This window comes from Anoxybacillus sp. FSL W8-1294, from assembly GCF_037965005.1.
Lineage (GTDB): Bacteria > Bacillota > Bacilli > Bacillales > Anoxybacillaceae > Anoxybacillus > Anoxybacillus flavithermus_G.
In genome coordinates this window covers 2,382,359-2,403,927 of sequence record NZ_CP150179.1, presented here as the reverse complement: position 1 = coordinate 2,403,927, position 21,569 = coordinate 2,382,359, and the positions used below count along the sequence as shown (strand labels likewise).

The window sequence follows — 21,569 nt, the reverse complement described above, 5'->3', positions numbered from 1 at the left end:
AATCCCTCCCTGCAGTAAATGACCACCTAAAACATCTGTATGATAATTTTTGTACAATATAAAAACCACCTAAAAACGATGATTACTTTAGGGGATTACTCTTTGTTGTGTTTTTTATTCTTTTCTTTTGTCTTATGAACAACCCACTCAAAGTGCTTGATTCATCGATTTCTTTCCCCGACAAATTTAACTTCATTAAAAAATAATGTTAATTATTGCAATAATCACTATGATGATAAATACCAAACATCCACATCCTAAACAACTGAACGTTTTTTTATCCTTCGCTTTTTTTGTTTTTTTCACATCTTTTTCATTAACAGTATTTTTAACATCTGGTGTCTGTTCTTTAGTGATAGAATAAACCGAATTAATATGTGTGTTCTTTTTTGTGGCTATATTATCTGTTTCTTCAGGATTTAAAACAAGTTTAATATTACACCCATAAGACTTATCGTCTCCACCAGTTACAGCTGTCACAAAACATGCAACACGCATCCCTTTATCCATTTGAGGAGCTAGTTTAGATGCTAAGTCTTTATTTATATAGCCCAGCTGTTCTCCGTATTCATTCCATACTGAAATAGCGTTTGGGTCATGTTCGTTATCAGGTTCTCTTTCCAAAAATAATTCTTCACCCTCATAGCATTCAGCGATTAGTTCTTGTCGTGATGTACCATCTTCGTTTTTTCGTGTAACACCTACAATTTTTGTGTTAATGATTCTTTCTATGGTTATCCCCTCCTGCAAAATAAAAAAGACACCTCGTTTATTTACTTCTAGGTGTCTTTTCTTGACGACTTATTCTTTTGCGTAGCTTTATGTACTACCCATTCAAAATGCTTCACGATCTCTTCAATTTCATCTTCAGAAAGCTGTTTCCACTTCTCAATATCAAAGAATCCCATCTGCTCGATTCCATATTCTTTGATGAGCTGATTAATCTTCGCCAGCGTGCCTAATTCCTCATTGTCGCTGTCGCTCCCTGGCGGATTCGGATCATTCGTGCGACCGAGTAGGTAATCGGTGGTGACGTTGAAAAACTGCGCTAACTTATTGATAGTATCAATGTCCGGTTGACTTTGACCGTTTTCGTACTTCGAATATCCTTGGCGAGTTATCCCTAAAAATTCAGCCATATCTTGGTGTGTTAGTTTCTTTTGCATTCTTAGTGCTTTGAGTCTAACAGGGAACATGCAGAATCCCCTTTCTTATGCATCTGTTTTTTATTATAAGGCAACATAATGTTGCTATAAACAAAAATTGATTAAAGGTAACAAAAAATTGCTATTATGTATTGACAGTAACTTTTAGTTGCGTATAATTAAAGATAACAAAGCAACTTTTGGTTGCTGGGAGGTGAATTTTTATGACTAAAGAGCAACTTAGAAAAATCCTTGTGCAAGCAAGAGAAAGTAAAAATTTAACCCAAGAACAAGTTGTAGAACTATCTGGGTTAAGTATTACGCGACAATACTACGGAATGATTGAAAACGGCGATCGAAGACCTTCCGTAGATGTTGCTAAAAAGATTGCTCCTGTCCTCGGAGTGAGTTGGACAATTTTTTTTGAAGTTGATAGCAACCAAAAGTTACGTAGTATACCATCGGTGTAGCAAGTATTACTTGACAACTCAATCCCATGACATGAAAGGAGGTGAGTGATGTATGAAATATGAAGCACCCCAAAATATCATTGATGAGTTACAACAAATGTTCGAGCGTGTAGCTATATCTAAGTTTGAAGAAGTGAGAAGCAGTTTTGTCACCTATAGAGAAGCGCTCGACTTTGTTCGCCGTCAATCACATGAAGCGAAATGGGCTCGTAACCTTGTGCATGAAGTGGTATGGGATTATGTGTACGACATGTTCATACGAGAAATGAACGAAGCGCCTATGACGCGCTAGAAGCCGAATGAATAAAATTCGACTTCCAGCTAGTCATGTTACCCTAACCTTTTAATTACGTTTTTAAAATCATTGAACGTATAAAATACATGTTTCATCATCAAGAGCAAGTTTTCTTTTTGACTCTCCGTAAAGTCAGAAGTTTCTAGGATAAAGTTGATTTCTTTCGTAAAGCGATCCAACGACTCATCCATTTTTCGCTCAATATCAGTTTTATGCAATGTAATCACCTCCTTCCTGCCGTATTCATTCGACAAGAAGGAGGAAAATCCTACAAGATTCGGGGTGAAAGAAATGTCAACAATTCATTCCCATGACCCGCATACACATGAACAAAGGGGGAATGCGGGCATGAAGGAATTCAAATACGGCAACACCACTGTTATTATTCACTCCCCGTTAGTACTTATGAGTGCTGACGAACGAAAAGAATGGTTTCAGAAAGAATGGGAAAAAGGCAATCCGATTTTGAAGCAAATCGCGAAAGCGGTGATGGACTGCTATGTTCCAAAAGAGCCAAGCTCTTAATCATAACATAACATGAATTTTTAGCGGTAAATGGTAGAAGGGGGAGAACAAACAATGAAACGTGGTAGAGCGGCCGATGCGGTGAAAGCGGCGCGGCAGGCGACAGGGATGACGCAACAACAACTTTCGTTTGAAATCTATGAATCTCGCGAAGCAGTTTCCCAGCAAGAAAACGGACGGTATCGGGTACAGCCGAACATATCGAAATATTTCACCGAAAAACATAACAATCCGTGGGTGGCGTTGGAAGCGGCAGCGGAGTACACCGGCTGGGGTCCAGTCAAGCTGGACGGTGAGGTGGTCGATCTTCATCGTGCGAGTGTCGCAATGAAAACGAAAGAGGAACTAACCGAAGCGTTGCAAGCGATTGAAAGTGTATGTGTAGCGAACCATCCTCGAACGATTAGGGAGTACGATAAACAACACCTCGAAGAAGCGATTTTACAAGCGATTGATGCAATTGTAGCGCTTACGCAATACGTTGCGGTGATATGTGTTGATTATGGCTTTTCTTGGTTAAAGATGTGGCAAAAGCATCGTACAAAGTTGCAAACAAAAGGTTTTATTAAGAGATAAGGGAGGAAGCAAAATGGATCATGCGATTGATAGATTAAAAACGTTTTTGGCAGCCGAATTGGAGTGGTTGCGTGAAGAATGGAGAGACGGAAAAGGAGGATACAAAAAACTTTCTGATTGCCCAAGTTACAAAGCATGCAAAGCGTATGTCGATGCAATCAATGTTCTTGTGAAAGCGTACTATCATCAAGAATACGTCGAGCAATACAAATGTCGATCGGTAAAAGAATTAATTTAAGGGGGAAGGAACAATGAGTTTTTGTTTTACAGCAAGCCGTTTAATGAAAGCAAGCGAAGTAAAAAAGTTATGCGCAGAATTGCGTAATGACCCAGCGTTGCTACTAGCGTTAGAACTTACAGCAAAACAAGAGTGGTACAAACGAAAAATGGCCAGTGCGCCAACACTAGCCATCGCTCAATAAATAATCAACCTTTGATTTAATCATATTCTAGCATAAACGATTCGCGAAAGGAAGGGCAAGCGCATGCTTGCCGATTGGAGTACAAGCAAAAGATATCTCCCATCTTGAAAGTGGGTGTGTCCCCCAGCCCACGAGCTTGTACTTCAATCGGTGCGTATGCACACTAGACCGAGCGAGAGCGGGCGACGATCCTGGAAAGGGGAGCCGCGCCAGAATACATGCATATGGTCATTGCGAAGACGTCTAGAAATTCATTTGGAGGAGGAAAAGATTATGCACGATACGCTCTTTTTGCAAGAAGTGGATTTGTTACAAAAAGCATCGCGGTGCGTCGAGTACATACAAGAATCTCTTCAAAACCGCGACTATGAAACGGCGAAAATTGAAATGTCGGAGCTACGCTTTTTATTAGACGAACTGCAAGCAATCGAACAAAAGAAATTACGTCGCGCACAGCTTTTTGAAGTTGTCGCTGACATGAAAAACCGCGGCATCCAAATCGACTTTGTGTCAAGATTGCTGGGGTGATGGTGTGACAAGGGAAGAGAAAAAGCAAATTCGGCTACAAATTTTGAAATTGCTAGATACACAGTGTGCAGGATGTAAAGAACGGCATAGTAGTACACAAAGCACATGTGTAATCAGTTGCCCGATCGGCAAGCAAATGCAACAGCTATCTGTGTTGTTATCGAAAGAAAGCCCTCGCATAAAAAGAGGGAAATGGACCGAAGAGGAAGAGTTTTACCTATGGCAACATAAAGATATTTTCGATGTTCCAGAGCTTGCTGCACGCTTGGAACGAAGTGAATTATCTGTGTATTCAAAGTTGCGCCAGCTTGAGAAAAAGAATGTTTTACCTTGCTAGGAGGGAGGTTACGAAGCATCAATACATTGTATGCTTCATGCGTGTAAATATGCTATTTGAAGTAGAATTCGCGGCAAAGAAGAACGGCTATTTCGAAACGATCCATACGGCACTCATTCACGCGCTCACTGTGTCCGAGTGCCGTCAAATCGCGTTAGAAATAGCCGAGCAAATAGGAAAAGGTGATATACAGGTTTTTATTTCAGACTTCTAGGATTATTATGCCAAAACGGAGTGCGGAAAGCAAGAGAGGAAGGGGATATACATGGCGACAAGACTTTTAATGGATGAAGAGCCGTTAGTGATTTTACCGTCACTCGCGGCTACGATCGGCTTAAATGAAAGCATCGTGTTACAACAGTTGCACTACTGGCTTGAGCGCAGTAATCACATTCATGAAGGGCATAGGTGGGTATATAACACATACGAGGAATGGCAAGAACAATTTCCATTCTGGTCGGAAAGCACGATTCGTCGCATTATTACAAAACTTGAAAAGCAAGGGCTCATTATTGCAGGCAATTTCAATCGCTCCAAGATCGACAAAACGAAATGGTATCGGATCGACTATGACAAATTGGCGCAATTAGAAAATCCAGTCTATGAAGTGAGTGTTCAAGCTGAACAAACGACTGTTCAAAATGACACATCGACTGCTCAAAATAAACAGACGACTGACGAAATCGACAGTCCATCTGGTCAAAATGAACAGTCCATCTGTTCAAATTGGACAGACGAGGCGCTCAATTTGAACAGACCAATACCAGAGAATACTACAGAGATTACTACAGAGAAAAAAGAAGAAGTAGAAGAAGACGAGCGCGTGCGCGAAGAGAATCCGTTTACCTTTTTTGAACAAAACGGCTTTGGCGCAATCGGAAGCTACATAAGCGAAAAAATCTCAACATGGATCGACGACACATCCGAAGCGCTAGTTTTAGAAGCGATGAAAATTGCAGTAGAAAATGGCGTCAAGACATGGAAGTACGTTGAAACCATTTTGCGCGACTGGGCAGACAAGGGATATCAAACCGTCGAACAAGTGCATGCAGCGCAAAAAGCATTTAAAGAGCAGCAAGCAAAGAAACGAAATGGTGCTGGCACGAATGGAAAAAAAGCCGTTCGAACGGAAGTTATTCCAGACTGGCTTAACACCGATTATTCGCAATATGAACAAAAAGCCGAGACGGATCAAGAAGCGCTCGAACGCAAACGGCGTGAGTTAGAAGAGCGACTGAAAAAATATCGCAATGATGACTAGGTGAACGCCATGCCGTACCCGATTTGGATTCGCTTAGAGTATAGAAACGACGTTGGGAGAATTGTTGGTTTCACTGGAAGCATTCAATCCGAAGCAGCGTTACGTGACGTGTTAGAGCGATACGAGATTACTAGAGAACATCTTGTTTCGCTTGAAATCAACGGCAAACCATACTCGCTGTCAAAACTTGATCACTTTTTTCGGAGGTGAAGCAGTTGCTTTTACTCAAACATGTATTGATTCAGCGTCTACGGCGAAAGGGCGTTTTCGTTGCAGCTGACGGGCGAGCGATATCAAAACTGACGATCGAAGAAATTCAACGGGAATACGAGCGAGTGGAGGGAGAACGTAATGAACTGGTCAAAAGCAACACTTAGACAATTATACGTTATCGTGCGATATGAACATTGTCCGATTCGATATAAACAAATGGCGCTAAAAGAGATACAAAAACGATTGGAGGATTTGCGATGAGTCGTAAGTCGCTACATGGCCCAGTTGTCGTCAGTTACCTAACGCCAGAAGAGCTTGAAGCGTACCGGAATCGTCCGCGCAAAAAATATTACGACGAAGATAACCGCCGAGCAATTGACTGGCGTTGGCCACAAAACAGAAAGAAAAGGGGAGCGAAATAATGGATTTATCCAAGCTTTTTGAGATGCAGCGGGAACTGGATGAGAGGATTGAGAAGCAGCATCCAAGGCAACCTGGTGACAGAAGAATTTATTCCAAGTTGCTGGCTTTACTCGTAGAGATAGGGGAGCTGGCAAACGAAACCCGATGCTTTAAATTTTGGAGCAACAAAGGACCTTCATCACGTGAGAAAATTCTTGAAGAAGGCGCGGATGTATTGCATTTTCTCTTGTCAATTGGCAATGAGATTAACGTCCAAACGTCGATCAAAATTATTCCAATTGCCAAATCATCGCTCGATGCACAATTCCTAGCGTTATACGATCAAGCAAGACTAGCGAACATTAAAGAGCAATGGGAATGGACGTTCAATCTCTACGTCGGATTGATGGAAACGCTCGGCTTCACTTGGAATGAGGTTGAAGAAGCATATATGCGTAAAAATGCAGTCAACCATCACCGCCAAGAAAGTGGGTATTGAGATGGATGCAAAGCATTGGATGGAAGAATTAAACAAAAATCAAATACTTCGCAATGTGCAAAAATTGTTCGAAACACAGACTGAAAAAGGGATTGAAAAATACGGAACAACCGTCAATCCAAGTGACTACACATTGGTCAGCTGGCTGGAACACTTGCAGCAGGAAATGATCGATGCAATCGTATATTGCGAGGTGCTGAAATTTAAATTTGTGCACTTAATTGCGCTTGAGAAGCTAAATTCGGACGTGAATGACGAATGAAACGTCGTAAACGAAAAGCCAGATGGTATTTGCTATATCGCAAGGAAAACCGCGATGCAGTTTATGTGTACGAACCGTTGTGTAAGTATGAGTTGCAAAGTAGGATTCGACGCGGATGGAAAGTGATAAAAACGTGAGGTGAATCATGCTAAAAGCATTGAAGCAAACACTATTCAGCACGCTATTAGTTATGGCAGCGATTTTAGTAGCTACATGGCTTGAACTAGATGTAAACAGAGTGCTATTGACAACGATTTTGGTTTATTTGCTAAGTCAGCGTTAAAAACGATAAAACAAAAAAGCCGGGATCTCTCCCGACAGTCCACCTCAATTATACCACATGGAGGGATTACGGTGAGTAAAAGAGCGCAAGAATTACAGATTGATATAGATAACATGACGGTCTCTCATCCTGTTGTTCCAGGAAAGGTGCTTGTTCTTGTGATTGACGGCGTGCAGGGGAAAGCAAAGGTAGCGGAAGCGGTTGAGCATGGATATACGATCATTGAAACAGCAAAAGGAAAAACCGCACGGATTAAATACGAGGAAAGTGAGTTGTTTTGAGGTGAAAATTCTCGTTCATGTTTACGAATGTAAAGACTGCGATGTTTTATTCGCAGTCTCCCAAAGTTTCGAAGAGCAGCATCTTTTGCAGTGTCCGGTTTGCAAGGCAGACAAAGCGCTTCGAGAATTACCTTCTGGAGAGTTGCTTATACAAGCAAAAGCACAGCAGTTCGTCGTTCCGGAAGGACAAACAGATATTTATGAGTTCTTGGGGTGAGAGGATTGAATATCACTTTGCCAAATCTCTCAGATGATGACGTAATTGAGCTTGATATGTATATCAGTTGTGCCGTCAGTCAGATGGGAGAGCCTGAAAGTGAAAAAATGCGACAGTTCTTTGATTTTATTCGCCAGAAGCGGCGAGAAATTGAGGAAGATCGTTGGCGCAGCAATCCTAAAAATTGGGGAGCATACTGTAAGTGGCCATACGAGGATGATTTTCCGTTTTGATAAAACGTAAGGGGGTATCTAAGTGGAACAAATTGAATTCGATTTAAACGTTCCGATAGATGAAAGCAAACTAGACTCTAATCCTATGGTAAATATGTATGGATATGGCCCGAAAGACAAAAGGTGCAAACATTGTCGGCATCTATTTCACAAGCAGTTTTCAAAGAAGTATTGGAAGTGTGCTCTTCGCCCGAACACGAACGGACCTGCTACAGATCATCGGGTTAACTGGAGAGCGTGCGGACAGTTTTTAGAAACAAAATAAGCATTGTGTTTCTAAACGAAAAGGGGGGAAGAGAAATGACGGAAAAAGTAAAATTGACACCACAGCAAGCGAAGGTTCTTGAAAAGGAAAGAAAGAGTTGGACAGATGATACTATATTACAACAACATGTTGAGCGGTGGTACTTACAGCAACGCAACCATGTTTTAGATTCCTTGCATTTTACAACGTTAGCCAAGGCTCTATATATCGGCTATGAAATCGAAGAACCATATAAGATTGGTGACTGGTTATATGTTTATGTCCATGATTTCGTAGCAAAAGTTGTTGAAGAGGATTCAGAATACACTGGATTTGATAACGGAAGAAAACTCTCAGCCTTTCAATTTAGTAAGGCTACAGCAGAAGAAATCGCAGCCGAAAAAGAACGCCGGAAATGGGCGTTGCTTGGACGTAAGGTTGGAGAATACAAAGGTGGAGACATTGTTGCGATTAAAGATGAATTATGGGTTGTTACATCGGTTGATCAAGAAGCGGGATTCGATGAAATTTGGTGCCAGTCTTTTGGTGGAGAAATTAGCGAGTGTTATTCTGCAAAAGACATACAAGCATTAGTTTGTCCTTTTCACAACCGATTTGACTTAATTAACATTTGACACATTCTGTTAATCAAAAATAGGGAGAGAGTGTTGATAATGAAATTTTATGAAGTACATGAACCATATTACGCATTAGTAAAGGCAAGAGATAAAGATGAAGCTATAAAGCTATATACAGAGTTCGTCGCAGATGATGATGGTTCGTTACACGAAGAAACGAAAGAAGTTAGCCGTGATTACGCACTTGTTAAATTCGGGAGAGCGTTAGGAGAAGATAAAGAACTTATGCCTGTCGAAAAGGTAATCGAGGAATTTAACGATGAACAAAATAGCATTCTTTTGATTGACGGTTCTTTAGTTTGATACGTAGTAGACACATAGGAGGAGAAGAAATGGCGCTTGTTATTTGCTCCTATTGTAATAAATCAGTAAATGTAAAGTGGTTCCCTCACGATTGGAAGATTATAAAGGGCAAGAATGTTTTATGTAATACTGTTGCTTGTGACAAATGCAAAGAAAAAGTTAATGCGCAGTAGACACATACTGTGAAGCAAAGGAGGGAGAATCATTTGAGCAATAACATAAATATTCCTACGCCAATACCTTTACTGATTGCAGTTATCTCAAAGGTGAGTTTGTCGAATGAACAAAAGAAACTCTTTATGGAGGCGATAAGTAATCGTGCTGATATTGATTGTGGAGAAGGTTTATTTTTCAAATGGGATAACGAAAGAAAAACATATATAACGAAGGCACATCCGAAATTTATGAGACATTTAAACTAGATTTATTACACATTCCGAAGATTTTATGAAACAGGAGGAAACCTGAATGGAACATGATTTAAAGGTGCTAAGACAGTATTATGACAAGGTGTTAATCAATGAATATTACTCAACACCAGAAATTGATCCAGACATCACAAACAAAATTGTAGGCGGCTTGATTTTATACATGAACATCGCTGAAAAACAACAAGCAAAGATCGAGAGGTACGAAAATGCGCTAAAAGAAGTGATTCAAGCTGTTTGGGACGCAAAGCGATTCACACAAGAATTCAACGATATGGTTGGTTTCGATTTCTTTGAGGATTGAGTGAGGTGACAAGAAATGAATCAATTAGTTTTCATTGATAATGGTCGTGCTGTCACGGATAGTTTAACGGTAGCGGATTGTTTCGGAAAGCGACATGCAGACGTTTTACGAGATATCGAAGTGCAACTTGAGAAACTTAATCAAGCTGGTGAAAGAAAATGGGGGTTGAGCAACTTTGCGCAGACCCATTACCAGCATCCTCAAAACAAGCAGTTTTATCGTAAATACTTGCTAACAGAAGATGCATTCGCTTTGGTGGCTATGAGCTATGTGACCCCAGAAGCGATGAAGATGAAGGTGAAATTCATTCAAGAATTCAAACGAATGAAAGAACAGTTGCTTGTACTAAATGCGCCGTCATATATGATTGAAGATCCAATCAAGCGAGCAGAGCGATGGATTGAAGAGCAACGAGAAAAGCAGGCGCTGGAACAAAAACTTGCTTTGGCACAACCGAAAATTGAGCAACATGATCGGTTTCTTAGTGGTGAAAATTATCAGAAGGTTGGAGAGGTTGCGAAAATTCTCGGATATGGCCGCAATAACTTTTTCAAGAAGCTACGGCAAATGGGATTACTGATGAATGATAATACACCTTATCAAAAGTACATTGACAGAGGTTACTTTGTTGTTAAGGAAAAGCCGATTCAAATGGGAGACCAAGTTATTAATAAGCCGCAAACGTATATTACGGCAAAAGGAATTGCATACATTGATAAGCTTTTACATCATCAGCCAGCTTGATATAATGGAATTAAAACCGAATATGTCCAAGACCGAGAGCGTGAGGACACCGATTGTACAGAGTAGCAAGGCTATTTCTGTATGATTGGTGTCCTTTTTGTTTGATTAGAAAAATGAAAGGGAGAGGAACAATGCGAACAATCCAGCAAGAATTAAAGAAATGGATGAAAGTCAAAAAAGTTCGGCAACATCAAAACAAACGGAAGAAAGCGCGGAAAAAGAAAAGAGATAAGGAGCGGCTGACGGAGCGAGATATTAAAGAACTAATGGGCGTTGGTCGTCCTGTTTATAGACGCGGCAAGGGTGGGGCATTTCGCCAACGATAATCACTATTTCGGAGGTTGAGAAGATGGACTTTATGCTACCTGAAATCGACAGAAAAGCGACGAAAAAAGCGGTTGAAGCGGCGCTCGAAAAATATCGCATTTTCTTGCTGACATTGAAACTAGACCAGTTGCCAAAGGTGACTCAACATTACTCGCTCGTTCCTGCCAAGACAAATAAACTCCACTCCTCAACCGAAGAAACAGCAATTAAAAACGTAGATTATGAGCGGGAACGGAACGAGTATATTCAGCGTATTGTTGAGGCTGTGAACCGTTTAGATTACTGGGAGCGAGCGGTTATTATTCGGCGATATATGAACGAGGAAGAGGTATTCGATTATGCGGTTTACAACGAGTTAGGAATGAGCCACAGAAACTACTATCGTTTGAAGTCCAGAGCATTTTACAAGCTGGCATTTGCCCTCGAAATAGAAGTGTATCGGAAAAGAAGGAGGGACGAGCAATGAATTTTGTTCAACCGATTCGTGATCCAGAGAAGATTGCGGCAATGAAAAAGTATTTGCTACAAAGAAGCAAGAGGAATTACATCCTGTTTATCATCGGAATTAATACGGGCTTGCGCATATCGGACATATTGCAGTTAAAGAAGGAAGATTTGCTGCAAACGCATTTGAAGTTGCGGGAGAAGAAAACACGGAAGGAAAAACGGATTCGCATTCCGCCAGCGATACGAAAAGAGTTGATTGAGTACGCAAAAACGCTCAAAGACGGTGAATATGCTTTTCGAAGTCGGCAAGGCGGAAATCGTCCTATTGACCGTTCAACAGCGTACCGTATTTTGCGTGAGGCAGCTGAGTACGTGTCGCTGGATGAAGTGGGCACACATACGCTTAGAAAGACGTTCGGCTATCACTTTTACCAACAAACGAAAGACGTTGCTATGCTTCAAGAGCTGTTTAACCATTCGAGCCCACATATCACCTTAAAGTATATCGGCGTTAACCAAGATGCGATGGACAAGGCTATGATGAAATACAAGATATGATTTTTCTTTTTGGCTATTAGTACAACATAAAAAATCATGTTGTGCACTTGTTTTGGAAAATGGTTTGAAGCTAGAAATATCAAGGGGTTCATGAAAAGGGCGAGTGCATCAGTCTGTAAATTGAAGTGAACTCATTGGAGGGAAAGCGAGTGTTAGTCGAAGAAGCGAAAAAGCGAATCGAATATTTGCAAGAATACATTCAGATGATCGAAAGCTACACACCGACGACCATGGAAGAAGAAGCGGTGTATTTGTATGTGCAGCTGGAGAGTGTTACGAAAGTGGTGCAGGAACTAAACAAAAAAGGCTATCGGATCGGTAACCGGAAGCTAACGACGGTGGACGTATCTAATATCATTCGCGCCAAACCAAAAGATGAGATGCACGAGCTGGCCAAGCGGATGTTTACGAAGAACAGGAAGCGGGGGAGTCGGTATTGGTAAGCGAATGATGGCACAATCGCGGCACAATTTTGGCACAAAGATGGCACAACGTTTTCGTTTAAAGGTGTTATGATGATAACGTGAAAGACTTTGGTTGGTAGCCGACTCCCGTATCTGGAGCAGCTTTTTTCTTTTGTCCTTGTAGTGTAATGGATAGCACATCAGGCTTCTATCCTGAGAGTCCGGGTTCGAGTCCTGGCAAGGGCGCTAAAAATAGGGTTGTTGATAATTCATGGGTCCTTCTGGGGATCGGAAAGGGTGCGGGTCGTGCGAGCCCCGAAAAACGGCTAGCGACAGCGCCGAAAAGTACGTTTCCGTTTCCGTTTTTCAAGAAAAAAACTTACTCCATTGAAAGTTATTGAAAGGTGGTGAAACCCTTGTCAGATAAGGATTTGAAGGGAAAAACGGTTGTCGTTTCAACAGCGGAAATTTCGGAAATTCTTGGTTTGAGCGACCGACGAATTCGGCAACTCGAAAAAGAGGATGCTTTGGTTAAAATCAACCGAGGTAAATATGACTTAAAAGCATCCGTTCAGAGATACATAGAGTATATCAAGGCGCAAGCTGAGAAAACCGAAGAGGAGCTCGACCTGACGAAAGAGAAAACCCTTCTAACAAGGGCGAATCGCCAGAAGGTGGAGTTAGAGTTACAGATTATGCGGGGGGAACTACATCGCTCTGAAGATGTTCGTCGTGTAATGAATAATATGTTAGGAGCTTTTCGGGCTCGGGTATTAGCCATCCCCAGTAAAACTGCACCTCAACTACTTGCGCAAACGGATCTGGCGGTTGTGCAAGATATTATCAAGAAAGAGGTGTATGAGGCCCTTCAGGAGCTGTCCGAATATGATCCTCACGTATTTTATGCGCAAAGCAAAGACAAATTAGCAATCGATACGGAGGAAGAAAATAACGAAGAGGCAGATGAGGAGATAGCGGAAAAGGAGCCGCAGTGCAATGGCCGCAAAAAGAAAAATAAATGATACAGAATCCTTATTTAAAGATATTGCGCAAGTTGTTGCTCCTCCGCCGGAATTGACAGTATCTGAATGGGCTGACTTATACAGAAGGTTATCTTCTGAATCATCGGCTGAACCAGGACAATGGCGAACAGATCGAGCTCCTTACCAACGAGAAATTATGGATGCGGTCAATGATCCAGCAGTGGAAACTGTTGTCGTCATGACGAGTGCGCAAGTAGGAAAAACGGAGATTATTCTAAATATCATTGGGTATCACATCGATTATGACCCGGCTCCGATTATGGTTATGCAGCCGACTTTACAAATGGCTCAAGCGTTCTCGAAGGATCGTTTAGCTCCTATGCTTCGTGATTCACCAGCCTTACAGGGAAAGGTTGCTGATGCCCGAAGCAGAGACAGCGGTAATACCATGCTTCACAAGACCTTTCCTGGCGGTCATATTACCATGGTGGGGGCTAACTCTCCTTCTGGATTGGCAAGCAGACCGATTCGAATTCTTCTTGCTGACGAGGTTGACCGTTTTCCTGCAAGTGCTGGTGCTGAAGGTGATCCACTAACACTTGCAGAAAAACGAACGACAACCTTCTGGAATCGCAAAAAAATTTATGTGAGTACACCGACAATCAAAGGGATAAGCCGCATTGAAGCGGCTTTTTTAAATAGCACTCAGGAAGAGTGGTGCTTACCTTGTCCGACTTGCGGAAAACATCAGCCTCTGACCTGGGCACAAATTCGCTTTGAAGATGTCACAATGGAGTGTATTCATTGTGGTGCTCGTCACGGCGAATTTGAGTGGAAATCCGGTCAAGGGAAATGGATGGCTAAAAAACAAAATATAAAAGTTCGAGGATTTCACTTAAACGAGTTAGCAAGCCCTTGGAAACGATGGTCTACAATCATTGAGGAGTTTAAAGAAGCAAAGGCAGGAGGACCAGAAAGGTTAAAGGCGTGGGTCAATACGACTCTTGGAGAAACATGGGAAGAGCAAGGAGATGGAATAGAATCCGATCATCTTTCTAATCGCCGTGAAAGATATAACTGCGAAGTTCCAGATGGTGTATTACTCCTTACAGCTGGCGTCGATGTTCAGGATGATAGACTTGAAATAGAGGTTGTCGGCTGGGGTATTGGCAAGGAATCATGGGGAATCGAATATCGCGCTATTTATGGTGATCCTGGACAACCAGCAGTATGGCAACAATTAGATGAGTATTTGAGTAGAACATGGAAATATGCAGATGGTGTTGGAATCGGAATAGCTTGTACATGCATTGACTCTGGAGGGCATTTCACAACAGAAGTTTATGATTTTTGTAAACCGCGTGAGCATCGAAGAATTTTTGCGATTAAGGGGCAAGGCGGTGAAGGAGTTCCTATTGTCAATCGTGCTAGTAGGACGAATCGAAGACGTGTGCCTCTATTTACTATCGGAGTTGACGCTGGGAAAGAACTGATTTTATCGAGATTAAAAGTGCAATTTCCTGGTGAAGCGGGATATTGCCATTTTCCGATCGAACCAGAAAGGGGATATGATCAAAAATACTTTGATGGATTAACATCAGAAAAAAGGGTTATTCGATATCACAAAGGGCGTCCAAGATTCGAGTGGGTGAAGCGTCCTGGAACACGAAATGAGCCTCTCGACTGTCGTAACTATGCGACAGCTGCTCTTGAAATTCTGAACCCGAGTTTAGAATTGCTTGCTAAATCACAGAGACGGGACTACTTTAAACAAAACGCTCCAATGACTGGTGCGCCACGTAGACGTCGGTTAATCAGCCGCGGAGTCAGTCTTTGATAGGAAGGAGGAAAAATGATGGGAGCATGGACATTAGAAGAGGCGAAACAACACCTAAAAGCCTGGATGGATGCTGAATTAGCTGTCTCAACTGGTCAAAGGTACCGAATCGGATCGAGAGAGCTTACTCGAGCCGATCTTTCGGAGATTGCTAAACGGATTCAATTCTGGAGCAATGAAGTAGCACGACTCGAAAAAGGGAGGGGAAGCGGTGCACGTGTCTTACGAGTCGTACCGCGTGATTTATGATGCAAAAAATTATCGATAAAGTAGTTGAAACTATTTCTCCTGAGCGTGCTGTTCGACGTGAAGCAGCTAGAAGAACATTAAGAGTACTTAATTCCGGATACTCCAATCATGGTGCAAGCCGAACTAAAAAGTCTCTAATTGGATGGAACTATAAAGGTGGAAGTCCAGATGATGACATAACAGACAATCTAGATGTGCTACGACAACGATCTCGAGATTTGTATATGGGAGGTCCTCTAGCTACAGGAGCATTAAAAACCTTTCGAAGTAATGTCGTTGGATCTGGGTTGCGATTGAAAGCACAAATTGACGCTGATTTTTTAGGAATGAGTGATGAAGAAGCAGACGAATGGGAGAGAAACGTAGAAAGAGAGTTCCAACTATGGGCGCAGGATTGCGATGCTGGAAGAATGTTAGATTTTTATGAAATGCAAGCCCTTGTTTTTCTCTCCATGCTTATGTCAGGTGATGTTTTCTGTACTCTACCTATGATTGAGCGAAAAGGTAATCCGTACGCTCTAAAAATCGCTTTAATTGAAGCAGATCGTGTTTGTAACCCACCTGGAGTGAAGAATTCAAATATCAGAGGCGGTATTGAGGTGGATCAATACGGGGCACCTGTAGCCTACTATATTGCTCAAAAACATCCATTAGATCGTGAAAGTATGCAAAATAAGTGGGTTAAAATACCGGCTTTTGGAGAAAAAACAGGGCGACGAAACGTCCTTCATATCATGGAATTCGAGCGACCAGGGCAACGAAGAGGCGTTCCTATTCTAGCGCCTGTTATCGAGTCTCTTAAACAACTAACCAGATATAGCGAAGCAGAGCTTATGGCTGCAGTTGTCAGCGGGATGTTTACGGTTTTTATCACTTCTAAAACACCTGAAACACCAGTTGGCGAAGTCGTTCCAATTCAGCAACAAGTGGACACCGAAGACCAAAATAGTTATGAACTTGGAAATGGGGCTATTATTGCGCTTGGAGAGGGTGAAGATATCAAAGAGGCTAATCCAGCACGTCCAAATACTGCATTCGATAGTTTTGTTATGTCTATGACACGGCAAATCGGTTCAGCGTTAGAAATTCCATACGAGGTGCTTATTAAGCATTTTACTGCTTCGTATTCTGCTAGCAGAGCGGCGCTACTTGAAGCATGGAAGACATTCCGTATGCGTCGTTCGTGGCTTGTGTCGAAATTTTGTCAACCAATCTATAATGAATTTTTATATGAAGCGGTTGCCAGAGGGCGAATTAAAGCTCCCGGCTTTTTTGATGACCCCGTTATTCGCTTGGCATATTCAAATGCTGAATGGTATGGACCATCCCAAGGACAGATTGATCCTCTAAAAGAGGCGAATGCAGCTAAAATACGTGTGCAAGAAGGCTTTTCTACACGAGCACGAGAAGCATCGGAATTAACAGGAGCAGATTTTGAGATGATGGTCCGCCAAAGAGCGAAAGAAGAAAAAATGATGAGAGAAGGAGGAGTGTTGAACAATGGGTCAGAAAAATAAGAAATTCTGGGAATTTCGAGCATCGACATCAAAGAATAGCGCGGAACTTTTGTTATATGGTCCGATTAGCGAAGAAAGCTGGTGGGGAGATGAAGTCACTCCTAAACAATTTGCAGATGAACTTAAAGCTTTAGGGGACATTTCAGAGTTAACTGTTCGAATTAATAGTGGTGGAGGCGATGTATTTGCAGGACAAGCTATTCATAGCTTGTTAAAAAGCCATAAAGCGAAAGTAATAGTATATGTCGATGGTTTAGCAGCAAGTATTGCTTCGGTTATCGCCATGGCGGGAGATACTGTGATTATGCCACGAAATGCCATGATGATGATTCATAATCCATGGACAATTGGATGGGGGAACGCAACAGATTTTCGTAAGCTGGCCGATGACTTAGACAAAATACGAGAGTCGATTATCGCTGCTTATCAAGAAAAATCAGGAATAGAACGCGAACAGCTTATTGAGTTGTTAGATGCAGAAACATGGTTAACAGCAGATGAAGCACTGGAATACGGATTAATCGATGAAGTAGATGAAAGAAAATCAATCGCAGCTTCCGTGAAAGGAGGTTTTTTAGTTATGAATGGTCTCCAATTTGATGTACGAGCATTTAAAAACGTACCGCAAATTCAGTCTACAGCTACAACTACAAAATCACGAAAGGAGGTGAATTCTCCAATGACGTTAACGGTAGAAGTTTTAGCTCAACAATATCCTGATATTTATAATGCAGTCAAAAAAGCAGGGTATGATGAAGGTGTAAAAGCGGAACGTGATCGTTTTAAAGCGTTACAAGAGCTTGAAGCGCCAGGATGTGAAGAAATCTTAAATAAAGCTCGTTATGAAACGGGCGAAACGGCTGAACAAGTCGCTATTCAGATTGTAAATGTTTTAAAATCATTCCGAACAAATCCTTTAACAGCTGTTATTCAAGATGCTGCACCTTTGGGCGAAGTGGATACATCTTCTGTTTTTGACCAAACTGGTACTCAAGATGAAGAAGAAAAACAAAAGGTTATTAATTCGATTGTGAAAGCAGCCAATACGAAGAGAGGTGTTGAATAATGAGTGAAATTTATGTTCCAGACAATCTTTTTTCTGGTCATATCATGCCTAAAGTTGATGACTCTCTGACTGTAGCTTCTGGTCAAGGAGTTTTAGCACGAGGAACACTTTTAGGTTTAGTGACAGCAACAGGGAAAGCGAAAGTCGTTTCTAAAGCAGCTAACGACGGAAGCGAAAAAGTGTATGCGGTTCTTGCTGAAAACATCGACACAACAAACGGTGATGTATTAGCACCTGTTTATTTGACAGGAGAATTTAATGAAAATGCTTTAACAGTAGCCGAGGGTGACACTGTAGCAGAACATAAAGCATCTGCACGCGCCGTCGGTATTTTTATTAAGTCTACTTTGAGTGTGTGAGGAGGTAAGAGATTATGCCTATCGATTTATTCAGTACTCGTACTATGTTAGAAGCGGTTCGTCAGATGAAACCGCCTAAAACATTTTTGAAAGATACATTTTTCAACAACCAAAGAACATTCGATACAGAATATGTAGATGTTGATATCATAAAAGGAAAACGACGTATGGCACCATTTGTGCACCCTCGTCGATCAGGTAAAGTTGTAGAACGTGAAGGATATCGCACAAATACGTATAAAGCGCCATTAATCAATCCAAAAATGCCGACAACAGCAGAACATCTTCAAAAACGCCTTGCCGGCGAGCCACTTTATTCTGGTGTTTCTCCAGATGAGAGAGCAGCCGAGCAATTAGGAAAAGATCTGGCTGAACTTGATGATATGATTACTCGTCGTGAAGAATGGATGTGTGCCCAAGCCTTATTCACGGGGCAAATTCATGTAAAAGGTGATGGCGTAGATGAAGTAATTGACTTTAACTTGACTAATAAAGAAGCTCTTTTATCAGGAGATAAATGGAACGAAAGCACGGCAAATCCACTAGCAGATCTTAAACGTTGGCGTTTACATGTCATTAAAGCATCTGGTATTACTCCAGATATTGCAATATTTTCGAGTGAAGTAGTAGACGCGTTCCTGTGGAATGAACAAGTACAAAAAATGCTTGACCTTCGCTTAGTCGAAACGGGACAAATTGACCCTCAAGCATTGCCGAACGGAGTTACTTATATCGGACGTATTGCTGAACTTGGTTTAAATATTTATTCATACGATGAGTGGTATATTGACGACGATGGCACAGAAAAACCAATGGTGCCTGAAAAAACGGTTACCATCGCAAGTTCACGTGCTCGTTTTGATATGGTGTACGGTGCCTATATCGACATGGAAATGGGAACGATGGATTTACCTCGTATTCCTCGTTCTTGGGTTGAAAAGGACCCTTCAACTCGTTGGGTGCAATTGATTTCACGTCCATTACCTGTTCCGCAGCATGTTGACAGCATCTATGTAGCGACAGTGCTGTAAGGGGGGGTTGTAATGTACCGAGCAATATGGAGAATTAAACGCAATAACAAAATTTTTGAGCCCGGTGATCCTTTAACCGAGCTTTCTGAGTCAGAAACAAAAGAACTTCTCTCTATGAAAGCAATTGAAGTTCAACCTTCCTTTAAAGAGTCAGAAATAAAGTTAGAAGAAGTAACAATTGAAAATGGATTAATTGATGAACTAACAGCATTTTCAAATACATTGCAAGCTATGAAACGACCTTATTTATTAGCTTATGCGAAAAAAGTCAACGTCGGAGTGGACTTAAAAATGACAAACGCAGAAATCTGCGATTTACTCCTCAATGATGCAAAAGAAAAAGGCGTTGATATCGAATCGCTGGATGATCAGTCCCTTAAAGTTTTTGCTGCAGAGTTAGGTTGCGATGTTTCAGGAGAAATGAATCGTGATCAGTTGATTGTAGCTATTGATGCAAAACTCGAGGAAGGTAACAATGAGTAATTTAAAATTCTACATGAATAACGATTTATCGACGTTCTTTAACGATGATGAGTTTGCTGAATACCACGATATTGACGGGCAACAAATTTTGGCTGTCATCGATTCTGATCAATTTAATGAGCGTCCAAAGGATCCAGCGGAGCTTTATCATTTGACTAATGGTATTTATCGATCATCGATTACGATATATGTTAAATCTGCTGACTATGATAAACCAGTAATTGGTCAGCGAATTAGCGTTGATGAAGAAGATTATTATGTTGTCTCTGTTTCCGAAGATACTGGATTGCTCAAGATTATTGCTACAGCAAATGAAGCGTAGGTGAAATAAATGATTGAATTGAGCATTGAACATATGGAACGCTTGGAACAAGCTCTGCAGGAAACACCTGAAAAAATTCCTCGCGCGGCTGCACGAGCAATCAATCGTGCAGCTTACACTGCGCGAACGGAAGCCGGTCGAAAAGTAAGGGAAGAATACGTAATCAAACATGGAGATGTCATTAACACAATTAAAATATATCCAGCAAGTGAGGAGGACTTATCAGCCTCTGTTATTTCAAGAGGATCAGTAATTCCTCTTATCAAGTTCAAAGTATCGCCTAAACAACCGCAGCCAAAGCGAAAAAAACCATTAACAGCTACAGTCAAAAGAGGAGAGGGCGGACCGATCGCACGAGCATTCACTGCTCAGATGAAATCAGGATACATTGGGGTTTTCCAACGTGTCGGCAAACCAAGATTACCAATCCGGCAACTATACGGTCCGTCTGTCCCTCAAATGCTCAGTAGCCGAAGTGTCTCGCAATGGGTAGAAGAAAAGGCACAAGAAACGCTCGACAAACGTTTAGAACACGAGATTAGTCGAGTTCTGGAGGATTAATCATGTCCAATCTTATGACAAGTGTAGGGTTAATCGACGCATTAACTGAGAGAATCGAGCAGTGGGTCGATCAATATAGACTAGAAACGACCCATCAAGGAGTCCGTAAGCCCCCTCAAGTGCGGCAACAGTTTCTTCCTCCTAAAAAAAGAAAGGAAGAACAAGAAATCCCGGATTATCCACATGTCATCATTCGATATATAGAGGAACGAATTAAAAATGGAACAAATCGAGCACTGATCCACATTATTGCAGGGACTGTATGTGATGATCACCAGATTGGTTTCCGTGACGTTTTAAATGTGTTGACTCGCATACGAAACGAAATGTTAAAACAGCCGGTATTTGGAGCATTTCAGTTAGAAGAAGAAGGATTATCTATCGAAATTCCAGAGGAACAGTATGCTCCCGAATGGGTCGGGTACATCGCTGCTAAATATATCATACCTAAAGTACAAAGCGAAGGAGGTTTACCTTATGTCTAAAAGAAGAGACCAGGAAGAAGTTGTGGTTGAGCAAGAAAAACAGGAACAAAAAGAAGGAGTCGTTGTTGAACAAGAAAAATCGGAACAACAAGAGCCTCTTATTTACGTGGGACCATCGCTTCCTGGTGGTCTGCTGACAAAATACACTACCTTTTCAAACGGTATTCCTGATCATCTGAAATTACATTTTGAGAAATGTCCAGCATTTAAAAGGTTATTCGTTCCGGTTAGTCAGCTTTCTGCAGTAGAAAGTCGATTGAATGATGCTACGTCGGCAGAATCGGTATTTTACCAACAAACAGTCCAATATTTTTCGCGAAAGGGGTAATA

Annotated in this window: 44 protein-coding genes and 1 tRNA gene; 42 read left to right on the top strand and 3 right to left on the bottom strand. The window is 41.5% G+C overall.

Translation table 11 applies throughout. The annotated features are described in order from the left end of the window. Window positions 1–195 precede the first annotated feature (195 nt). Together NSQ23_RS12965 and NSQ23_RS12960 are read right to left on the bottom strand one after the other, a co-directional pair. The gene (locus tag NSQ23_RS12965; protein ID WP_339171170.1) at window positions 196–750 is read right to left on the bottom strand and encodes an HIRAN domain-containing protein; all 555 of its coding nucleotides are present in this window, start codon (window positions 748–750) and stop codon (window positions 196–198) included. A gap of 29 nt (window positions 751–779) precedes the next feature. Continuing rightward, a complete protein-coding gene (locus NSQ23_RS12960) occupies window positions 780–1,196 on the bottom strand; it encodes a helix-turn-helix domain-containing protein (protein WP_339171168.1) in 417 nt (138 codons plus the stop codon). A 173-nt stretch (window positions 1,197–1,369) separates the two neighbouring features. Here NSQ23_RS12960 and NSQ23_RS12955 point away from each other — a divergent pair, with 173 nt between their 5' ends. After that, the gene (locus NSQ23_RS12955; RefSeq protein ID WP_019417157.1) at window positions 1,370–1,615 is read left to right on the top strand and encodes a helix-turn-helix transcriptional regulator; all 246 of its coding nucleotides are present in this window, start codon (window positions 1,370–1,372) and stop codon (window positions 1,613–1,615) included. A gap of 52 nt (window positions 1,616–1,667) precedes the next feature. Next, window positions 1,668–1,907 (top strand): hypothetical protein, encoded by a 240-nt coding sequence (locus NSQ23_RS12950; RefSeq protein ID WP_339171165.1) that lies wholly within the window; start codon window positions 1,668–1,670, stop codon window positions 1,905–1,907. A gap of 38 nt (window positions 1,908–1,945) precedes the next feature. Here NSQ23_RS12950 and NSQ23_RS12945 read toward each other — a convergent pair whose 3' ends face one another. Beyond that, on the bottom strand, window positions 1,946–2,128 hold the full coding sequence (locus tag NSQ23_RS12945; protein ID WP_339171162.1) for a hypothetical protein: 183 nt from the start codon (window positions 2,126–2,128) through the stop codon (window positions 1,946–1,948). Between the two features lie 130 nt (window positions 2,129–2,258). On the opposite strand from NSQ23_RS12945, the gene NSQ23_RS12940 reads away from it, so the two are divergent. From NSQ23_RS12940 to NSQ23_RS12745, 40 genes are all read left to right on the top strand, one after another. Then, window positions 2,259–2,435 carry a hypothetical protein gene (locus NSQ23_RS12940; protein WP_339171159.1) on the top strand — a complete coding sequence of 59 codons (177 nt, stop codon included), beginning with the start codon at window positions 2,259–2,261 and terminating at the stop codon, window positions 2,433–2,435. A gap of 54 nt (window positions 2,436–2,489) precedes the next feature. Continuing rightward, window positions 2,490–3,011 (top strand): XRE family transcriptional regulator, encoded by a 522-nt coding sequence (locus tag NSQ23_RS12935; protein WP_339171156.1) that lies wholly within the window; start codon window positions 2,490–2,492, stop codon window positions 3,009–3,011. A gap of 13 nt (window positions 3,012–3,024) precedes the next feature. Then, window positions 3,025–3,249, top strand: a complete 225-nt coding sequence (locus tag NSQ23_RS12930; RefSeq protein WP_339171153.1) for a hypothetical protein — start codon at window positions 3,025–3,027, stop codon at window positions 3,247–3,249. A gap of 13 nt (window positions 3,250–3,262) precedes the next feature. Continuing rightward, window positions 3,263–3,433, top strand: coding sequence for a hypothetical protein (locus tag NSQ23_RS12925; protein ID WP_339171151.1), 171 nt, complete (start codon window positions 3,263–3,265; stop codon window positions 3,431–3,433). A 273-nt stretch (window positions 3,434–3,706) separates the two neighbouring features. Beyond that, window positions 3,707–3,961 carry a hypothetical protein gene (locus NSQ23_RS12920; RefSeq protein WP_088223504.1) on the top strand — a complete coding sequence of 85 codons (255 nt, stop codon included), beginning with the start codon at window positions 3,707–3,709 and terminating at the stop codon, window positions 3,959–3,961. A gap of 4 nt (window positions 3,962–3,965) precedes the next feature. Next, entirely contained in the window at window positions 3,966–4,298 is a 333-nt protein-coding gene (locus NSQ23_RS12915; RefSeq protein WP_019417151.1) for a zinc-finger domain-containing protein, read from the top strand. A gap of 49 nt (window positions 4,299–4,347) precedes the next feature. Next, window positions 4,348–4,512: a hypothetical protein gene (locus NSQ23_RS12910; RefSeq protein WP_339171145.1), complete on the top strand. Its 165-nt coding sequence runs from the start codon at window positions 4,348–4,350 to the stop codon at window positions 4,510–4,512. A gap of 51 nt (window positions 4,513–4,563) precedes the next feature. Continuing rightward, on the top strand, window positions 4,564–5,559 hold the full coding sequence (locus tag NSQ23_RS12905) for a DnaD domain protein (RefSeq protein WP_339171142.1): 996 nt from the start codon (window positions 4,564–4,566) through the stop codon (window positions 5,557–5,559). Between the two features lie 9 nt (window positions 5,560–5,568). Continuing rightward, window positions 5,569–5,769, top strand: a complete 201-nt coding sequence (locus NSQ23_RS12900; protein WP_339171140.1) for a hypothetical protein — start codon at window positions 5,569–5,571, stop codon at window positions 5,767–5,769. Continuing rightward, entirely contained in the window at window positions 5,766–5,936 is a 171-nt protein-coding gene (locus tag NSQ23_RS12895; protein WP_339171138.1) for a Fur-regulated basic protein FbpA, read from the top strand. Before NSQ23_RS12900 ends, NSQ23_RS12895 begins: the two co-directional genes overlap by 4 nt. Beyond that, window positions 5,911–6,033: a hypothetical protein gene (locus NSQ23_RS12890; RefSeq protein ID WP_009362109.1), complete on the top strand. Its 123-nt coding sequence runs from the start codon at window positions 5,911–5,913 to the stop codon at window positions 6,031–6,033. Before NSQ23_RS12895 ends, NSQ23_RS12890 begins: the two co-directional genes overlap by 26 nt. Beyond that, on the top strand, window positions 6,030–6,194 hold the full coding sequence (locus NSQ23_RS12885; RefSeq protein ID WP_167333786.1) for a hypothetical protein: 165 nt from the start codon (window positions 6,030–6,032) through the stop codon (window positions 6,192–6,194). Before NSQ23_RS12890 ends, NSQ23_RS12885 begins: the two co-directional genes overlap by 4 nt. After that, a complete protein-coding gene (locus NSQ23_RS12880) occupies window positions 6,194–6,673 on the top strand; it encodes a dUTP diphosphatase (RefSeq protein WP_339171132.1) in 480 nt (159 codons plus the stop codon). Before NSQ23_RS12885 ends, NSQ23_RS12880 begins: the two co-directional genes overlap by 1 nt. A gap of 1 nt (window position 6,674) precedes the next feature. Further along, window positions 6,675–6,935: a hypothetical protein gene (locus NSQ23_RS12875; protein WP_339171129.1), complete on the top strand. Its 261-nt coding sequence runs from the start codon at window positions 6,675–6,677 to the stop codon at window positions 6,933–6,935. A gap of 354 nt (window positions 6,936–7,289) precedes the next feature. Continuing rightward, window positions 7,290–7,499, top strand: coding sequence for an XtrA/YqaO family protein (locus tag NSQ23_RS12870; RefSeq protein WP_339171127.1), 210 nt, complete (start codon window positions 7,290–7,292; stop codon window positions 7,497–7,499). A gap of 1 nt (window position 7,500) precedes the next feature. Further along, window positions 7,501–7,716 (top strand): FmdB family zinc ribbon protein, encoded by a 216-nt coding sequence (locus NSQ23_RS12865; protein ID WP_339171126.1) that lies wholly within the window; start codon window positions 7,501–7,503, stop codon window positions 7,714–7,716. 5 nt (window positions 7,717–7,721) lie between these two features. Continuing rightward, window positions 7,722–7,949: a hypothetical protein gene (locus NSQ23_RS12860; RefSeq protein ID WP_339171123.1), complete on the top strand. Its 228-nt coding sequence runs from the start codon at window positions 7,722–7,724 to the stop codon at window positions 7,947–7,949. A gap of 22 nt (window positions 7,950–7,971) precedes the next feature. After that, on the top strand, window positions 7,972–8,214 hold the full coding sequence (locus tag NSQ23_RS12855; RefSeq protein ID WP_339171121.1) for a hypothetical protein: 243 nt from the start codon (window positions 7,972–7,974) through the stop codon (window positions 8,212–8,214). 35 nt (window positions 8,215–8,249) lie between these two features. After that, window positions 8,250–8,828, top strand: coding sequence for a hypothetical protein (locus NSQ23_RS12850; protein ID WP_339171119.1), 579 nt, complete (start codon window positions 8,250–8,252; stop codon window positions 8,826–8,828). 39 nt (window positions 8,829–8,867) lie between these two features. Further along, complete coding sequence (locus NSQ23_RS12845) at window positions 8,868–9,134, top strand: hypothetical protein (protein ID WP_339174417.1); 267 nt, start codon at window positions 8,868–8,870, stop codon at window positions 9,132–9,134. A gap of 206 nt (window positions 9,135–9,340) precedes the next feature. After that, window positions 9,341–9,556: a hypothetical protein gene (locus NSQ23_RS12840; RefSeq protein ID WP_192952204.1), complete on the top strand. Its 216-nt coding sequence runs from the start codon at window positions 9,341–9,343 to the stop codon at window positions 9,554–9,556. Between the two features lie 46 nt (window positions 9,557–9,602). Next, on the top strand, window positions 9,603–9,866 hold the full coding sequence (locus NSQ23_RS12835) for a hypothetical protein (protein ID WP_339171116.1): 264 nt from the start codon (window positions 9,603–9,605) through the stop codon (window positions 9,864–9,866). 15 nt (window positions 9,867–9,881) lie between these two features. Further along, window positions 9,882–10,610 (top strand): Rha family transcriptional regulator, encoded by a 729-nt coding sequence (locus NSQ23_RS12830; protein WP_268850571.1) that lies wholly within the window; start codon window positions 9,882–9,884, stop codon window positions 10,608–10,610. Window positions 10,611–10,741: 131 nt separating this feature from the next. Continuing rightward, window positions 10,742–10,936, top strand: coding sequence for a hypothetical protein (locus NSQ23_RS12825; RefSeq protein ID WP_064214180.1), 195 nt, complete (start codon window positions 10,742–10,744; stop codon window positions 10,934–10,936). 23 nt (window positions 10,937–10,959) lie between these two features. Beyond that, window positions 10,960–11,403, top strand: coding sequence for an ArpU family phage packaging/lysis transcriptional regulator (locus tag NSQ23_RS12820; RefSeq protein WP_339171111.1), 444 nt, complete (start codon window positions 10,960–10,962; stop codon window positions 11,401–11,403). Next, the gene (locus NSQ23_RS12815) at window positions 11,400–11,942 is read left to right on the top strand and encodes a site-specific integrase (RefSeq protein WP_042888532.1); all 543 of its coding nucleotides are present in this window, start codon (window positions 11,400–11,402) and stop codon (window positions 11,940–11,942) included. Before NSQ23_RS12820 ends, NSQ23_RS12815 begins: the two co-directional genes overlap by 4 nt. A gap of 149 nt (window positions 11,943–12,091) precedes the next feature. Further along, a complete protein-coding gene (locus tag NSQ23_RS12810; protein ID WP_339171106.1) occupies window positions 12,092–12,385 on the top strand; it encodes a hypothetical protein in 294 nt (97 codons plus the stop codon). Window positions 12,386–12,520: 135 nt separating this feature from the next. Then, window positions 12,521–12,592: transfer RNA gene (locus NSQ23_RS12805), tRNA-Arg, on the top strand. Between the two features lie 170 nt (window positions 12,593–12,762). Beyond that, window positions 12,763–13,368, top strand: a complete 606-nt coding sequence (locus tag NSQ23_RS12800; protein ID WP_339171103.1) for a hypothetical protein — start codon at window positions 12,763–12,765, stop codon at window positions 13,366–13,368. Next, the gene (locus tag NSQ23_RS12795; RefSeq protein WP_339171100.1) at window positions 13,343–15,166 is read left to right on the top strand and encodes a phage terminase large subunit family protein; all 1,824 of its coding nucleotides are present in this window, start codon (window positions 13,343–13,345) and stop codon (window positions 15,164–15,166) included. Before NSQ23_RS12800 ends, NSQ23_RS12795 begins: the two co-directional genes overlap by 26 nt. Window positions 15,167–15,184: 18 nt before the next feature. Beyond that, window positions 15,185–15,415 carry a DUF6148 family protein gene (locus NSQ23_RS12790; protein WP_035064625.1) on the top strand — a complete coding sequence of 77 codons (231 nt, stop codon included), beginning with the start codon at window positions 15,185–15,187 and terminating at the stop codon, window positions 15,413–15,415. Further along, a complete protein-coding gene (locus NSQ23_RS12785; RefSeq protein WP_339171098.1) occupies window positions 15,412–16,932 on the top strand; it encodes a phage portal protein in 1,521 nt (506 codons plus the stop codon). Before NSQ23_RS12790 ends, NSQ23_RS12785 begins: the two co-directional genes overlap by 4 nt. Further along, window positions 16,916–17,998 carry a head maturation protease, ClpP-related gene (locus NSQ23_RS12780; RefSeq protein ID WP_339171096.1) on the top strand — a complete coding sequence of 361 codons (1,083 nt, stop codon included), beginning with the start codon at window positions 16,916–16,918 and terminating at the stop codon, window positions 17,996–17,998. The genes NSQ23_RS12785 and NSQ23_RS12780 overlap by 17 nt, the downstream gene beginning before the upstream one ends. After that, window positions 17,998–18,357, top strand: a complete 360-nt coding sequence (locus tag NSQ23_RS12775) for a head decoration protein (protein WP_035064631.1) — start codon at window positions 17,998–18,000, stop codon at window positions 18,355–18,357. Before NSQ23_RS12780 ends, NSQ23_RS12775 begins: the two co-directional genes overlap by 1 nt. Window positions 18,358–18,371: 14 nt before the next feature. Continuing rightward, complete coding sequence (locus tag NSQ23_RS12770) at window positions 18,372–19,388, top strand: major capsid protein (RefSeq protein ID WP_339171092.1); 1,017 nt, start codon at window positions 18,372–18,374, stop codon at window positions 19,386–19,388. Between the two features lie 12 nt (window positions 19,389–19,400). Continuing rightward, entirely contained in the window at window positions 19,401–19,871 is a 471-nt protein-coding gene (locus NSQ23_RS12765; RefSeq protein WP_339171089.1) for a hypothetical protein, read from the top strand. Beyond that, window positions 19,864–20,193: a hypothetical protein gene (locus NSQ23_RS12760; protein ID WP_339171087.1), complete on the top strand. Its 330-nt coding sequence runs from the start codon at window positions 19,864–19,866 to the stop codon at window positions 20,191–20,193. Before NSQ23_RS12765 ends, NSQ23_RS12760 begins: the two co-directional genes overlap by 8 nt. Before the next feature lie 9 nt (window positions 20,194–20,202). Next, window positions 20,203–20,754, top strand: coding sequence for a phage tail protein (locus tag NSQ23_RS12755; protein WP_339171084.1), 552 nt, complete (start codon window positions 20,203–20,205; stop codon window positions 20,752–20,754). 2 nt (window positions 20,755–20,756) lie between these two features. After that, window positions 20,757–21,239 carry a hypothetical protein gene (locus NSQ23_RS12750; RefSeq protein ID WP_339171082.1) on the top strand — a complete coding sequence of 161 codons (483 nt, stop codon included), beginning with the start codon at window positions 20,757–20,759 and terminating at the stop codon, window positions 21,237–21,239. Next, entirely contained in the window at window positions 21,232–21,567 is a 336-nt protein-coding gene (locus NSQ23_RS12745; protein WP_339171079.1) for a hypothetical protein, read from the top strand. The genes NSQ23_RS12750 and NSQ23_RS12745 overlap by 8 nt, the downstream gene beginning before the upstream one ends. The last annotated feature ends 2 nt before the right edge of the window (window positions 21,568–21,569 follow it).

Bases quoted from the DNA above. Each gene is read 5' to 3' on its own strand.
- NSQ23_RS12960 (WP_339171168.1), bottom strand. From the start codon at position 1,196: ATGTTCCCTGTTAGACTCAAAGCACTAAGAATGCAAAAGAAACTAACA.
- NSQ23_RS12955 (WP_019417157.1), top strand. From the start codon at position 1,370: ATGACTAAAGAGCAACTTAGAAAAATCCTTGTGCAAGCAAGAGAAAGT.
- NSQ23_RS12950 (WP_339171165.1), top strand. From the start codon at position 1,668: ATGAAATATGAAGCACCCCAAAATATCATTGATGAGTTACAACAAATG.
- NSQ23_RS12940 (WP_339171159.1), top strand. From the start codon at position 2,259: ATGAAGGAATTCAAATACGGCAACACCACTGTTATTATTCACTCCCCG.
- NSQ23_RS12935 (WP_339171156.1), top strand. From the start codon at position 2,490: ATGAAACGTGGTAGAGCGGCCGATGCGGTGAAAGCGGCGCGGCAGGCG.
- NSQ23_RS12930 (WP_339171153.1), top strand. From the start codon at position 3,025: ATGGATCATGCGATTGATAGATTAAAAACGTTTTTGGCAGCCGAATTG.
- NSQ23_RS12925 (WP_339171151.1), top strand. From the start codon at position 3,263: ATGAGTTTTTGTTTTACAGCAAGCCGTTTAATGAAAGCAAGCGAAGTA.
- NSQ23_RS12920 (WP_088223504.1), top strand. From the start codon at position 3,707: ATGCACGATACGCTCTTTTTGCAAGAAGTGGATTTGTTACAAAAAGCA.
- NSQ23_RS12910 (WP_339171145.1), top strand. From the start codon at position 4,348: ATGCTATTTGAAGTAGAATTCGCGGCAAAGAAGAACGGCTATTTCGAA.
- NSQ23_RS12905 (WP_339171142.1), top strand. From the start codon at position 4,564: ATGGCGACAAGACTTTTAATGGATGAAGAGCCGTTAGTGATTTTACCG.
- NSQ23_RS12900 (WP_339171140.1), top strand. From the start codon at position 5,569: ATGCCGTACCCGATTTGGATTCGCTTAGAGTATAGAAACGACGTTGGG.
- NSQ23_RS12890 (WP_009362109.1), top strand. From the start codon at position 5,911: ATGAACTGGTCAAAAGCAACACTTAGACAATTATACGTTATCGTGCGA.
- NSQ23_RS12885 (WP_167333786.1), top strand. From the start codon at position 6,030: ATGAGTCGTAAGTCGCTACATGGCCCAGTTGTCGTCAGTTACCTAACG.
- NSQ23_RS12880 (WP_339171132.1), top strand. From the start codon at position 6,194: ATGGATTTATCCAAGCTTTTTGAGATGCAGCGGGAACTGGATGAGAGG.
- NSQ23_RS12875 (WP_339171129.1), top strand. From the start codon at position 6,675: ATGGATGCAAAGCATTGGATGGAAGAATTAAACAAAAATCAAATACTT.
- NSQ23_RS12850 (WP_339171119.1), top strand. From the start codon at position 8,250: ATGACGGAAAAAGTAAAATTGACACCACAGCAAGCGAAGGTTCTTGAA.
- NSQ23_RS12845 (WP_339174417.1), top strand. From the start codon at position 8,868: ATGAAATTTTATGAAGTACATGAACCATATTACGCATTAGTAAAGGCA.
- NSQ23_RS12835 (WP_339171116.1), top strand. From the start codon at position 9,603: ATGGAACATGATTTAAAGGTGCTAAGACAGTATTATGACAAGGTGTTA.
- NSQ23_RS12830 (WP_268850571.1), top strand. From the start codon at position 9,882: ATGAATCAATTAGTTTTCATTGATAATGGTCGTGCTGTCACGGATAGT.
- NSQ23_RS12825 (WP_064214180.1), top strand. From the start codon at position 10,742: ATGCGAACAATCCAGCAAGAATTAAAGAAATGGATGAAAGTCAAAAAA.
- NSQ23_RS12820 (WP_339171111.1), top strand. From the start codon at position 10,960: ATGGACTTTATGCTACCTGAAATCGACAGAAAAGCGACGAAAAAAGCG.
- NSQ23_RS12815 (WP_042888532.1), top strand. From the start codon at position 11,400: ATGAATTTTGTTCAACCGATTCGTGATCCAGAGAAGATTGCGGCAATG.
- NSQ23_RS12795 (WP_339171100.1), top strand. From the start codon at position 13,343: ATGGCCGCAAAAAGAAAAATAAATGATACAGAATCCTTATTTAAAGAT.
- NSQ23_RS12790 (WP_035064625.1), top strand. From the start codon at position 15,185: ATGGGAGCATGGACATTAGAAGAGGCGAAACAACACCTAAAAGCCTGG.
- NSQ23_RS12785 (WP_339171098.1), top strand. From the start codon at position 15,412: ATGATGCAAAAAATTATCGATAAAGTAGTTGAAACTATTTCTCCTGAG.
- NSQ23_RS12780 (WP_339171096.1), top strand. From the start codon at position 16,916: ATGGGTCAGAAAAATAAGAAATTCTGGGAATTTCGAGCATCGACATCA.
- NSQ23_RS12775 (WP_035064631.1), top strand. From the start codon at position 17,998: ATGAGTGAAATTTATGTTCCAGACAATCTTTTTTCTGGTCATATCATG.
- NSQ23_RS12770 (WP_339171092.1), top strand. From the start codon at position 18,372: ATGCCTATCGATTTATTCAGTACTCGTACTATGTTAGAAGCGGTTCGT.
- NSQ23_RS12765 (WP_339171089.1), top strand. From the start codon at position 19,401: ATGTACCGAGCAATATGGAGAATTAAACGCAATAACAAAATTTTTGAG.
- NSQ23_RS12760 (WP_339171087.1), top strand. From the start codon at position 19,864: ATGAGTAATTTAAAATTCTACATGAATAACGATTTATCGACGTTCTTT.
- NSQ23_RS12755 (WP_339171084.1), top strand. From the start codon at position 20,203: ATGATTGAATTGAGCATTGAACATATGGAACGCTTGGAACAAGCTCTG.
- NSQ23_RS12750 (WP_339171082.1), top strand. From the start codon at position 20,757: ATGTCCAATCTTATGACAAGTGTAGGGTTAATCGACGCATTAACTGAG.
- NSQ23_RS12745 (WP_339171079.1), top strand. From the start codon at position 21,232: ATGTCTAAAAGAAGAGACCAGGAAGAAGTTGTGGTTGAGCAAGAAAAA.